The organism is Bradyrhizobium sp., assembly GCF_027451485.1.
Taxonomy (GTDB): domain Bacteria; phylum Pseudomonadota; class Alphaproteobacteria; order Rhizobiales; family Xanthobacteraceae; genus Bradyrhizobium.
Genome location: NZ_DAIDJE010000009.1, coordinates 58,561 through 71,048, shown reverse-complemented (window position 1 = coordinate 71,048; position 12,488 = coordinate 58,561). Strand labels below are relative to the sequence as shown.

Here is a 12,488-nt window from a genome sequence, read left to right as displayed (position 1 = left end):
CCGCTAACGACCCCCCTGATTGGGGCCGGCCGACTTCTAATGAATTGAATTCTCCCTTGTTTCTGCCATCTTCCCACCCAAAGCAGATTGGGGGCTTCGATCGAGTCTGGGGCGCCCGGTCGTTTGGGGATTTTTCGGGACATGATACGAGTTGCCCACGGCGTTTCCGGAACCAGTTTCTGGTCCGGACGGAAAACATCATGTTCCCAACAGGGATGGCACAGGTAGGTTCATGGCGAAGCCGGCAGTGATCGTGGTAGGCGCTGACAAGGGCGGGGTCGGCAAGACGACCGTCTCGCGCACCCTTTTGGATTATTTCAGCGCCAACAATATCTTGACGCGCGCGTTCGACACCGAATCGCCGCGCGGCACGCTGAAGCGCTTTCATCCCGACATCACCGAGATCGTCGACATGACGGCGACCGCCGACCAGATGAAGATCTTCGATACGCTCAACACGGTTTCCCCCTCCGTCACCGTGATCGACGTTCGCGCCGGTCTCTTGTCACCCGCACTCGCCTCGTTGCGCGACATCGGCTTCCTCGACGCCGCCAAGTCCGGCCAGATTACCTTTGCCGTATTCCACATTCTCGGACCCTCCATCGCCTCCCTCGACGAAATCGCCGAAACCTCGAACTTCATGGCAGGGGCAAGATATTTCCTGGTGAAGAACTTCATCAACGACACCCAGTTCTTCCAGTGGGACCAGGCGACCTACAATTCGTATTTCCACCGCATCAAGGACGCGACCGACCTCACCATTCCCAAGCTGAACGAAATGGCCTACGAGCAGGTCGAGGTTGCCTCCGTTCCGTTCCTGAAATTCGTGGCCAACAAGGGCATCAGCGACGAGGCGGCCAACTATTCCTTCGTGTTGCGCGGCTATGTCCGGCACTGGCTTGCCAATGTCTGGAGCGAGTTCGACCGCATCAAGCTCACCGACATCGTCGGCTCCAACAAACCTGCGGCGCGCAGCGGCGAAAAATAATTGCGCCACGCACCCGATTGGGCTGGAATAGGAGCTGGTATCGCTAAATATAGCGCGTGATGCGCCAGACACCCGTCTACATCATCTGCTCGCCCCGCCCGTTGGTCGGCAAGACGCTGGTGGCGCGCCTGCTGAGCGAATTTCTGTTGTTGAAGAACGGCACGGTCGCCGCTTTCGACGTCAATCTGAAAGAGCCGTCGCTTCTGGATTTTCTGCCGAAGGTCACGGAAACCGCCGAAATCGACGACACTTTCGGCAAGATGTCGCTGATGGACCGCCTGATCATCCCCGATGGCATTGCCAAGGTGATCGATCTCGGTTTTCACGCCTTCGATGAATTTTTCCAGATGACCGAGGAAATCGGCTTCGTAAAGGAAGCGGCACGGCGCGGCGTCGCCCCGATCGTTCTGTTCGTCGGCGACATCGATCGGGTCTCGGCACGAAGCTATCCGAACCTGCAGCGCCAGATTCCGCCCGGCTCGCTCGTCACGATCGAAAACGAATATGTCGTGCGCGGCGAACTGCCTGCGGCCTTCGCCGAAGGCAAAATTCTTCACATTGCCGCGCTGCCGAATTTCCTGAAGACCTATGTCGACCGGCTGTCATTCTCGTTCACCGACTATTTGCGGCAGGAGAAGGACTCTTCCACTGAACTGCATCAGTGGATTCGCCATAACTATCTCCGCTTCCGAGAACTCGAGCTCAGCATGATTTTACAGGGATCGTGAGATTCGACGTCGTCCTCGCCGCCGCCTCTGTCTCTGGCACTCGCTGCGGAGAGCCTTTCAGCAGTCAGTCTTCAACACGAGCAAATCCCGGTGGGTATGGGTCGCGGCGTGCGCCGGGACGACAACGGTAGCTGCGGCGAGCTCAATGCCCCTCGAACGTCATCAGCGTTCGCACCGGCAGGTCCATCGCGCGGAGCTTCGCAGCGCCGCCAAGATCCGGCAGATCGATGATGAAACAGGCCGCGACCACGTTGGCGCCGATCTGGCGCAAGAGCTTGACCGCACCTTCAGCCGTGCCGCCGGTTGCGATCAGGTCGTCGACCAGGATCACGCGTTCTCCGGGATGAATGGCGTCCACGTGCATCTCCATCTCGTCGACGCCATATTCGAGCGAGTAAGCGATACGAACGGTGGTGTGCGGCAGCTTGCCTCGCTTGCGGATCGGCACGAAGCCTGCCGAAACCTGATGCGCCAATGCTCCGCCAAGGATGAAGCCGCGAGCCTCGATCCCGGCGATCTTGTCGATCTTCGATCCCGCCCAGGGCTGCACCAGTTCATCCACCGCACGGCGGAAGGCCCGCGCATCCCCCAACAGCGTCGTGATGTCGCGGAACATGATTCCGGGCTTCGGATAATCCGGAATACTGCGGACCGTGGCCTTCAGATCGTATTCGAAGCTCATCGCTACCTCTCAAAAACCGTTCGTCATCCTCAATTCGTTGTCGCACACGCTGCGTTTCCTTTGCATGATCTCCTCGCCAACGCCGTCTGCGCTTGTCGCGAGGGAAGATCGGCTTTCATCCCTGCCTGCGCGCGGACAGGGTTTTTCCGGATCATGCATTCAACCGGAACGCATTCTCCACGATCCGCAATCCGACCTCGCCGCCGAGCGACATCAGCGATTCCGGATGAAATTGCACGCCGGCAACCGGCAGCGTCTTGTGCTCGATCGCCATGGCGACGCCGTCCTCCGTGCTAGCCGTTACCTCTAGCACATCAGGCATGCCGTCGCGCTCGACATAAAGAGAGTGATACCGGCCGATCACGATTTCGTTGGGCAGATTCCGCATCAGCCGGCCGCCCCGCACCTGCACCCGCGACGGCCGTCCGTGCGCCGGCTGCCGCAACTGTCCCAATCGGCCGCCGAAATATTCTCCGATCGCCTGCACGCCGAGACAAACGCCGAAGATCGGCAGCTTCTTGCCGAGCGCCGCATCGATCGTCGCGGCGATGCCGAAATTCTCCGGCCGTCCGGGGCCCGGTGACAGCACCAGCAGGTCGTAGTTGCCGCTGTCCAGCATTTTCTGCGCATGAACATATCTCACGACGGTGACGCCGGCACCGACCTGGCGAAAGTAATCCGCCAGCATGTGCACGAAGCTGTCGTCGTGGTCGATCAACAGGACCCGCTTGCCCGAACCGGTGGCGTCAGGCGCAAACGTCGAGAGGCGTTTTGGCGGATCGCCGCGCAGCGCCTGAAACAGCGCCGCCGCCTTGACCTGGCACTCGCGATCTTCCGCAGCGGGATCGGAATCAAACAGACATGTAGCCCCGACGCGCACCTCGGCGATACCGTCTTTCATGCGGATGGTTCGGATCGTGAGCCCGGTGTTGATGCCGCCGTCGAAATTGACGACGCCGATCGCGCCGGCATACCAGCGCCGCGGCGAGCGTTCGTGGTCTTCGACAAATTGCATCGCCCATAACTTCGGCGCTCCCGTCACCGTCACCGCCCAGGCGTGGGTCAGGAACGCGTCGAGCGAATCGAAGCCCGGCCGCAGCATGCCTTCGACGTGATCGACGGTGTGAAACAGTTTGGAATAGGTTTCGATCTGACGCCGCGCCAGAACCTTGATCGTGCCCGGCACGCAGATCCGCGCCTTGTCGTTGCGATCGACGTCGGTGCACATGTTGAGTTCGAATTCGTCTTTCTGCGAATTCAACAACTGCCTGATCTGTTCGGCATCGCCGATCGCGTCGACACCGCGCGCGATCGTTCCGGAAATCGGGCAGGTCTCGATCCGCCGGCCGTCGGAACGGACAAACATTTCCGGCGATGCGGAGACCAGAAACTCGCCGTCGCCAAGGTTCATCAGCGCGCCGTAAGGGGACGGATTGATCCGGCACAGCCGCTGGAACACTTCCGCCGGCGAACGGTCGCAGGGCTCGCCGAACAGTTGCCCGGGCACCGCCTCGAACAAGTCCCCCCGTGCGAAAGCCGCGCGCGCGGTTTCCACCGTCGCCTGGTACTCACCCGCCGCATGGTCCGAGAATGCCTGCCGCGGCGTCTTCACATAGACGCTTTCGGAAGTCTCTCGTAACCGGCCGTTTGACGATTGGCCGTTCCAGGCAAAGTCATAGCTCAGGATGACGCCGCGCGCTGTGGCGCGGTCATAGGCGAGCAGCCGGTCGGGCACGAACAACACGATGTCGCGCTGGTCGGCCTCGCGCTTGCGCTTTTGCACCAGATCCTCGATCTGGAACACGAGATCGTAGGCAAAGGCGCCGAACAGGCCGAGCAGCGAGTCCTCGTTCGAGCCGAACGCCGCGACAAGCTCGCGCACCAGAGACATCACGGTTGCGCGGCGCGTGCGCTGATCTTCGTCGACCGGCGCCTCGCCGCGCAGGATGTGACCGGCCAGACGGCTGGCGCTGCGCTCGGTGATGACAATGCAGGGATCGCGAAGCACCTCGCCCAGGAATGCGATCAGGACTTCACCGCGCACGTTCAGCGCGGAAAGCGAGAAGTCCAAGCCGGTTGTCTGCAGTTGAAGCGGCGGATCCGCAAAGCCGAGATCGAAGCTTTCGTAGCGCCCCGGCACCGTCGTACCCGAGGACAGCACCACGCCGCGGCGGCGGTCGAGCAACTCGATCAAGTCGTCCAGCCTGCTCGCGCCTCCGGAAAAATGCTCGACCGAACGAGCGACCAGCAGGCCGCCACGGGTGCGGTATTCACTGTGGTCCGGCAGGGAGAACACGGTCCTGTTCATGTGATCCTCTTACGAGACTTGCCGAGGGAACGCCACACAGGACAAAAGAAGGCCGCCTGCGATGGCGGCCCCTGGACGATAAAAGTTAACGATAAATCGCACCGGCCACCTCTTTAAGAGGTGCGCCACCAGAGACGACAGGCATGGACAGCGGTGCTCATGGGGCGTGTAATCACCATGGCCTGACCGTAAGGTCAAGATCGAACCTCGCCTCGGCGAGCCCCGGGGAGAGCGCCACGTTGGTCGCCCGGCCGCTCGCAAAGGTGAAAAAACCGGCATAGGCTTGCCGACCAGCAAGAAAATGGAGGCCGCCGTGTCATTGCAAGCACTGGGATACGTCGGATTCGGCTCAACCGCGCTGGACGACTGGCGGCAGTTCGGCACGTCGCTGGTTGGCTGGCAGGCGATTGAATGCGGCAACTCCATGCTTGCGTTCCGGATGGACGACCGCAAGCAGCGCGTTGTGATCGATCATGCGATGGGAGACGGTGCGCGCTTCTTCGGTTGGGAAGTCGAGAACGCGGCAGCGCTCGACGCGCTCGCCGCAAAACTCGAAGCAGCCGAGGTGCAAGTCTTTGCCGAACCGCAGGCGCTCGCCGATGCACGGCGCGTGCGCGAGATGATCTCCTTTCTCGATCCCGCCGGCAACCGCCTCGAGGCCTTCCATGGCGCGGAAGTCGACGATAGGCCGTTCTCACCGGGCCGCTCGATCTCGGGGTTCCGCACCGGCGCGCTGGGGCTCGGACATATCGTGCTGACGGTCGAACGGATCGCCGAGGTGATGCCCTTCTATGTCAACCTGCTTGGCTTCCGCCTCTCCGACTTTATCGAGCAGCCGTTCCGTGCCTATTTCTTCCACGTCAATCCTCGCCATCATTCGCTCGCTTTGATCGAGACCGGCAAGAACGGCGTGCACCATCTGATGGTTGAATTGTTTTCGCTCGACGATGTCGGCCAGGCTTACGACATTGCGCTGGCCGAGGAGCGGGTGAACGTCACGCTGGGACGCCACACCAACGATTTCATGACCTCGTTCTATGCTCGAACGCCCTCGTCATTCATGGTCGAGTGTGGCTGGGGCGGCCGCGAGGTCGATCCCGCCACCTGGCAGCCCGTCGAAATGCACCACGGTCCAAGCCTGTGGGGCCATGAGCGTGTGTGGCTTTCCGAGCATGACCGCGAGCGGGCGCGTGACATGCGAATGCGCGCCGCGGCGGACGGCCTGCGCGTGCCGGTCCAGGTCATGGCCGGCAATTACCATCTGATGTCGGGCACCTGCCCGTGGTGGGACGGAATACGCGAGGCATAGCCCCGTCGTCCCGGCGTTCGCCGGGACGACATCAGGCTCAGCCCAAGTGCTTGTGGAAGAACTCGGTCGCCCTGCCCCAGGCGAGCTCCGCCGCCTTGCGATCATGCACCGACATGCGCTGCTCGTTGACGAAGGCGTGGTCGGCGTCATAGCGGAACAGCTCGAGCGATTTGCCGGCTTCTTTCATCGCCTTTTCGAAGCTGTCTACCACCTGCGGCGTGCACCAGTCGTCCTTGCTGGCGAAGTGCGCCTGCAAGGGAATCTTCACGTCCGCAGGCTTGGCAGCGGCTTCCGGCGGGATGCCATAGAACACCACGCCTGCGGTCAGTTCCGGAATCTTGGTGGCGCCGATAATCGTCACCGCGCCGCCGAGGCAAAAGCCGGTCAGGCCGACCTTGGCGCCGTTGCGGGCCAGATATTGCGCCGCGCCGCGCACCGTCTGGGTCGTCGCGTCCATGAAATCGAGCGAGTTCATCTCTTTACCCGCGGCATCCGTGTCGTGATACGGCACCACCTTGCCGTTGTAGAGATCGGGCGCCAGCGCATCGAAGCCGGCCCGCGCGAAGCGATCGCACAGGCCCTTGATCTGATCCTGCAGCCCCCACCACTCCTGGATGACGACGACCCCGGGCGCGTTCCCTTTCGCGGCATTGGCGAGATAGCCGTGGGCCTCTTTGCCGTCAGGACGTTTGAAAGCGATGCTGGTGCCCATGTTTCCTCCTGTCGATTTGCCAAGGGTTTTGCCAAATTGTCGGTTCGTCGCATTGTGTCCGCAGGACATGCCGGACGCAATCATCCAGGCTGCCCTCGCCGTCGTCCGAAAGGGACCGGCGCTAAAAAGACCGTGATGGCAACAAGAAAGCCGCTAGCGCCGCCTGTTTGGAGTGCCTGCGCGGCAAGCGGCGAATCCAGTCACAAACTTCAAAATAGAAAGCGGCACCAGAAATCAATAATTCGCCAGAGCTCCCTTGATTCCGAAGTTCGCCTCAGAGGCTGCAGCAATTGCTTGCGAACTTCGGAATCGGAGTTCCAGGACGGGCTTTTTTCAAATCGTTCGAGCCGGCGACTCAGTGGGCGTTGGCCCAGACCTTCCGTTTGGTGAAGTACATCAGGAAGGCGAAGATGATCAGGAACACGAAGACCTGCAAACCGAGTCGCTTGCGCGCCTCCATGTGAGGCTCGGCCGCCCACATCAGGAAGGTTGCGACGTCATGGGCGTATTGCTGGACGGTCGCGGGCGAACCATCATCGAAGGTGACCTGGCCGTCAGACAGCGGCTTCGGCATCTTGATGGCGTGACCCGGGAAGTACTTGTTGTAATACGAACCCTCCGGAATGCTCACCCCCGGCGGCGGCTTGTCCTCGAAACCGGTCAGGAGGGCGACGATGTAATTCGGACCCTGCTCCTGGAACTGGGTAAAGAAGTCGAAAATGAACCAGGGGAAGCCGCGTTCATAGGAGCGCGCCTTCGCGATCAGCGACAGATCCGGCGGCAAGCCACCGCCATTCGCAGCACGCGCAGCCTGGTCGTTCGGAAACGGCGAAGGGAAGTAGTCGGCCGGCCGGCCCGGCCGCTCGAACATGTCGCCGGAATCGTTCGGACCATCCTTGATTTTGTATTCCGCAGCCAGTGCCTTGACCTGTGCCTCCGAATAGCCGGGACCGCCGGGATCGGCGAGGTTACGAAAGGCAATGTAGGACAGGCTGTGACAGTTCGAGCAGACTTCCTTGTAGACCTTCAAGCCCCGCTGCAGTGAGCCGCGGTCGTATTTGCCGAACGGGCCGGCAAAAGACCATTTCTGGGACGGCGGCGTGTTGTCCTCGGCGGCGCGCGCATTCTGAACGCTGGCGGCAACCAGGCCGCCTGCGAGCACGAGCGCAATCACCGTCGAAACCATCGGCGCGGCCTTGCTGCCGGTCTTGGCAAGCACGTCATCGGCGATCGAATTGGGGACCGGCCGCGGCGTCTCGATCCGCGAGAGCAACGGGAGCACGATGAGGAAGTAGGCGAAATAGCAGACGGTGAGGATACGTCCGGCAATGACGTAGATACCTTCCGGCGGCTGTGAGCCGAGATAGCCGAGCAGGACGCAGACCACGACGAAGATCCAGAAGAACTGCTTGGCGAGCGGCCGATACTTCGACGAACGTGTCTTGGCGGTATCGAGCCAGGGCAGGAAGGCCAGCACGATGATCGCCGAGAACATCGCAACCACGCCCGCGAGCTTGTTCGGGATCGAGCGCAGGATCGCATAGAACGGCAGGTAGTACCATTCGGGCACGATATGCGCCGGCGTCACGCCCGGATTGGCAGGGATGTAATTGTCGGCATCGCCGAGATAGTTCGGCATGTAGAAGATGAACCAGGCGAAGAAGATCAGGAAGCACGAGACGCCGAACATGTCCTTGATGGTGGCGTAAGGCGTGAACGGCACTGTGTCCTTTTCCGTCTTCGGCTCGACGCCGGCCGGATTGTTCTGACCCGCGACATGCAGCGCCCAGACGTGCAGCACCACGACGCCGGCAATCAGGAACGGCAGCAGGTAGTGCAGCGAGAAGAACCGGTTCAGCGTCGGATTGCCGACGGAGTAGCCGCCCCACAGCAGGGTCACGATGCTGTCGCCGACGTAGGGAATGGCGGAGAACAGGTTGGTAATGACGGTCGCGCCCCAGAAGCTCATCTGGCCCCACGGCAGCACGTAACCCATGAAGCCGGTCGCCATCATCAACAGGTAGATGATGACGCCGAGGATCCACAGCACCTCGCGCGGCTCCTTGTATGACCCGTAGTACAGGCCGCGAAACATGTGGATGTAGACTGCGAAGAAGAACATCGAGGCGCCGGCCGCATGCATGTTGCGGAGCAGCCAGCCGTAGTTGACGTCGCGAACGATGAGTTCGACCGACCGGAAGGCAAGATCGGCGTTCGGCGTGTAGTGCATCGCCAGGATCACGCCGGTCAGGATCTGCAGGCCCAGCATCATCGACAGGATGGCGCCGAAGGTCCACCAGTAGTTGAGGTTGCGCGGCGTCGGATACGCCACGAACGAAGAATGCATGAGACCGAAAATCGGAAGACGCCGCTCAATCCACTTGAGCACGGGATTGGTGGGTTGGAAGTCGGATGGTCCGCTCATGTTGCGATCCTGAGGAATAAGGCCATGCAACAGCTAACGGTCCCGGGAAAAGCTCCCCGAGCCGGTTAGCCGATCTGAATTTTGGTGTCGCTGACGAACTGGTAGGGCGGCACTGCCAGGTTGAGAGGCGCTGGCCCCTGGCGAATACGGCCCGAGGAGTCGTACTGCGAACCGTGGCAGGGGCAGAAGAAGCCGTCGTAGTTGCCTTCATGGGCGATCGGAATACAGCCGAGATGGGTGCAGATGCCGATCACGACCAGCCAGTTGTCGTGGCCTTCCTTGACGCGGGATTGATCCGTCTGCGGATCACGGAGGCTATCGACCGCAACGCTGCGCGCCTCCTCGATCTGCTTCTTGGTGCGATTCATGATGTAAATCGGCTTGCCCCGCCAGAACACCTTGATGTCCTGCCCTTGGGCGATCGGCGTCAGGTCGACTTCGATCGGCGCGCCGGCCGCAATCGTCGCCGCGTCCGGGTTCATCTGGGAGACCAAGGGCCAAAGCGTGGCCACCCCACCTACGGCGGCAAAAGCCCCCGTCGCTACGAAGAGGAAATCACGGCGTGTCGGATGCTCCGCCGAAGACGCTGTCGTCACGATTCCTAACCCTTTCATCAGCTGCTGCCGGCAGAACCGCCCCGGTGAGCCCGGGCGGCTGCCGGCGCCCGCGACCCCCGCGGCGGCAGAAAGACCGCCCCTTTTCCGACCCCTATCGGCAAACCAGCAGTCCAGAATCGTTCTATTGGCACCCTTGCCGGAATAGCGCAAGCCCGCTATCGGCTAGGCGGCGTGCAATGCACTAATTACGTACGCTGCGGCGCCTTCTCAGATATTTTGCCGGCGCTTTGCTGGCGCCCGCCCCGAAGAGCGTCCTCGTGAAATGGCTAGCCAGCCCTCGTCAGGCGCAGTGGATTCGAATGCAGATCGCGCTCTACCAGCCCGATATCCCGCAGAACACCGGCACCATCTTGAGGCTCTGTGCCTGCATGGACGTCGCTGCCCATATCATTGAGCCGGCTGGATTTGCCGTCTCTGACCGGGGTTTTCGCCGGGCCGGGATGGACTATCTCGACCAGGTCAACTGGATGCGCCACGATTCCTGGGCAAGATTTGAGGATTGGCGCCGAGAAACCCGTCACCGGCTGCTCCTGTTCACGACCAAGGGCGCCACGCCATATCTTGATTTTCGCTATCTGCCGTCGGACATCTTGTTGTTGGGACGGGAAACCGCCGGCGTCCCGGAGACGGTTTCCGAAGCCGCCGATGCGCGGCTTGTGATCCCGATCAGAGTGGGGCTGCGCTCGCTCAATGTCGCGATGGCAGCGGCGATGGCGCTCGGCGAAGCGCTGCGGCAGACCCGTTCCGTGACTTAAGGAGAATTTAGTGAGTTACGCCGTCAAGGAGATATTCCTGACGCTCCAGGGCGAAGGCGCCCATGCCGGGCGCACGGCCGTATTTTGCCGTTTTTCCGGCTGCAATCTCTGGAGCGGACGCGAAGAGGATCGAGCGCGCGCGATTTGTCGGTTTTGCGACACTGATTTTGTCGGTACGGACGGCACCTTGGGAAACCGCTACGCGACGGCGGAAGGGCTAGCCGAAACGATTGCTCGGCAATGGACGGGAGACGACTGCGACCGCTACGTGGTACTGACCGGGGGCGAGCCGCTGCTGCAGGTCGACGCCCCACTGATCGCCGCCCTCCATGCGCGCGGGTTTACGATCGCCGTCGAGACCAACGGCACGATCGAGGCGCCCGAGGGGCTGGACTGGATTTGTGTCAGCCCGAAAGCCGGCGCAGAACTCGTGCTGCGCGCCGGCCATGAATTGAAACTGGTCTATCCGCAGGCAGGCGCGGAGCCGGAAAATTTCGCCGGCCTTGCCTTCGAGCGCTTCTCGCTTCAGCCGATGGATGGTCCGGACGTCGTCGAGAATGCCGCGCGAGCGGTTGAATATTGCCTGCGCCATCCGCAATGGCGGCTGAGCGTGCAGACACACAAGAGCCTCGGGATCAGATAGGAGCTTCGATTTCTTAAGCCATGTGGGAATTGACAAAATCGTTCAGGTTCGAGGCGGCGCATGCACTCTCCGGCACCACGTACGGAAAGCGATCGGAGGAAATTCACGGCCATTCGTTCCGTGCCGAGGTGACGATCCGGGGCAGGCCCGATGCTGCGACCGGCATGGTGCTCGACCTCGGGATCCTGGACGGCTGCATTGGCGAGGTCCGCAAGGCGCTGGACCACAAGCTCCTCAATAATGTCGAGGGTCTTGGCGTGCCTACGCTGGAAAGCCTGTCGCGGTTCATCTGGGATCGGGTCCAGCATGCCGGCCGCGTCACCAAGGTCAGCGTCTACCGCGACAGTTGCAACGAAAGCTGCAGCTATTTCGGTCCGATCGCAGATATCGACTGCCACTCTCACCGACCGGGCGAGCGATGAACGCATCAGAAATCGAGGCGCGCAAGGCACAGGCGAAGGCCTGGTTCGAATCGTTGCGCGACGACATCTGCGCCGCGCTCGAGCAACTGGAAGACGACGCGCCGCCAGTGCCTTATGCGGGCCACGCCGGCCGCTTCGTCCGGACGCCCTGGCAACGAACAGACCATACCGGCAAGCCCGGTGGCGGCGGCGTCATGGGGATGATGCACGGAAGGCTGTTCGAAAAAGTGGGGGTGCATTGTTCGACGGTTCATGGCGAGTTTGCACCCGAGTTTCGCGCGCAAATTCCGGGGACCGCCGACAACCCCGCGTTCTGGGCGTCGGGCATTTCGCTGATCGCGCATCCGCGCAGCCCGCACGTCCCGGCGGTGCATATGAACACGCGTTTCATCGTCACGACGCGAGCGTGGTTCGGCGGCGGCGCAGATCTGACGCCGGTTCTGGACCGAAGGCGCAGCCAGGAAGACGCGGATTCGGTCGCTTTTCATGCGGCCATGAAATCCGCCTGCGATGCGCATGCGCACCTGGCACCTTACGACAAATACAAGAAATGGTGCGACGACTATTTCTATCTGCCCCATCGCAACGAGCCCCGCGGCATCGGCGGCATCTTTTACGACCATCACGATTCCGGCGACTGGGATGCCGACTTCGCGTTCACGCAGGATGTCGGCCGCGCTTTTCTGAAGATCTATCCCGAGTTGGTCCGGCGCAATTTCGCTAGCCCGTGGAACGAGGCCGATCGCGAAGAACAATTGATCCGGCGCGGCCGCTACGTCGAATTCAACCTGCTTTACGACAAGGGCACGATCTTCGGTCTGAGGACCGGCGGAAACGTGGATTCCATCCTGTCATCGATGCCGCCGGAAGTGAAATGGCCTTGAAACGCATTGGTCATC

General features: G+C 61.5%; 12 protein-coding genes. 7 read left to right on the top strand and 5 right to left on the bottom strand.

Annotated features, from left to right (window positions below):
- Positions 1–232: 232 nt before the first annotated feature.
- Complete coding sequence (locus NEZ08_RS01385) at positions 233–988, top strand: hypothetical protein (RefSeq protein WP_298102337.1); 756 nt, start codon at positions 233–235, stop codon at positions 986–988.
- 59 nt (positions 989–1,047) lie between these two features.
- Positions 1,048–1,716: a hypothetical protein gene (locus NEZ08_RS01380; protein WP_298102335.1), complete on the top strand. Its 669-nt coding sequence runs from the start codon at positions 1,048–1,050 to the stop codon at positions 1,714–1,716.
- Positions 1,717–1,858: 142 nt separating this feature from the next.
- Here the strand turns inward: NEZ08_RS01380 and NEZ08_RS01375 are convergent, their stop codons facing one another.
- Together NEZ08_RS01375 and NEZ08_RS01370 are read right to left on the bottom strand one after the other, a co-directional pair.
- Entirely contained in the window at positions 1,859–2,398 is a 540-nt protein-coding gene (locus NEZ08_RS01375; RefSeq protein ID WP_298102333.1) for an adenine phosphoribosyltransferase, read from the bottom strand.
- Positions 2,399–2,549: 151 nt separating this feature from the next.
- Entirely contained in the window at positions 2,550–4,706 is a 2,157-nt protein-coding gene (locus tag NEZ08_RS01370) for an anthranilate synthase component I (RefSeq protein WP_298102329.1), read from the bottom strand.
- Positions 4,707–5,019: 313 nt separating this feature from the next.
- Here NEZ08_RS01370 and NEZ08_RS01365 point away from each other — a divergent pair, with 313 nt between their 5' ends.
- Positions 5,020–6,015 carry a VOC family protein gene (locus tag NEZ08_RS01365; RefSeq protein WP_298102325.1) on the top strand — a complete coding sequence of 332 codons (996 nt, stop codon included), beginning with the start codon at positions 5,020–5,022 and terminating at the stop codon, positions 6,013–6,015.
- A gap of 37 nt (positions 6,016–6,052) precedes the next feature.
- Here the strand turns inward: NEZ08_RS01365 and NEZ08_RS01360 are convergent, their stop codons facing one another.
- The 3 genes from NEZ08_RS01360 to petA all read right to left on the bottom strand — a co-directional run bounded on the left by NEZ08_RS01360 (position 6,053) and on the right by petA (position 9,748).
- Positions 6,053–6,727, bottom strand: coding sequence for a dienelactone hydrolase family protein (locus NEZ08_RS01360; RefSeq protein WP_298102322.1), 675 nt, complete (start codon positions 6,725–6,727; stop codon positions 6,053–6,055).
- 355 nt (positions 6,728–7,082) lie between these two features.
- Positions 7,083–9,152: a cytochrome c1 gene (locus NEZ08_RS01355; RefSeq protein ID WP_298102319.1), complete on the bottom strand. Its 2,070-nt coding sequence runs from the start codon at positions 9,150–9,152 to the stop codon at positions 7,083–7,085.
- Between the two features lie 65 nt (positions 9,153–9,217).
- On the bottom strand, positions 9,218–9,748 hold the full coding sequence (gene petA / locus NEZ08_RS01350; RefSeq protein ID WP_298102456.1) for a ubiquinol-cytochrome c reductase iron-sulfur subunit: 531 nt from the start codon (positions 9,746–9,748) through the stop codon (positions 9,218–9,220).
- 320 nt (positions 9,749–10,068) lie between these two features.
- Between petA and NEZ08_RS01345 the strand changes: the two genes are divergently transcribed.
- From NEZ08_RS01345 to hemF, 4 genes are read left to right on the top strand one after another with little or no spacing between them, the layout of a single operon-like run.
- The gene (locus tag NEZ08_RS01345) at positions 10,069–10,524 is read left to right on the top strand and encodes a tRNA (cytidine(34)-2'-O)-methyltransferase (protein ID WP_298102316.1); all 456 of its coding nucleotides are present in this window, start codon (positions 10,069–10,071) and stop codon (positions 10,522–10,524) included.
- Positions 10,525–10,534: 10 nt separating this feature from the next.
- Complete coding sequence (gene queE, locus NEZ08_RS01340; protein ID WP_298102314.1) at positions 10,535–11,167, top strand: 7-carboxy-7-deazaguanine synthase; 633 nt, start codon at positions 10,535–10,537, stop codon at positions 11,165–11,167.
- A 20-nt stretch (positions 11,168–11,187) separates the two neighbouring features.
- Positions 11,188–11,589: a 6-carboxytetrahydropterin synthase gene (locus NEZ08_RS01335; RefSeq protein ID WP_298102311.1), complete on the top strand. Its 402-nt coding sequence runs from the start codon at positions 11,188–11,190 to the stop codon at positions 11,587–11,589.
- Positions 11,586–12,473 carry an oxygen-dependent coproporphyrinogen oxidase gene (hemF, locus tag NEZ08_RS01330; protein ID WP_298102308.1) on the top strand — a complete coding sequence of 296 codons (888 nt, stop codon included), beginning with the start codon at positions 11,586–11,588 and terminating at the stop codon, positions 12,471–12,473. The genes NEZ08_RS01335 and hemF overlap by 4 nt, the downstream gene beginning before the upstream one ends.
- Positions 12,474–12,488: the final 15 nt, after the last annotated feature.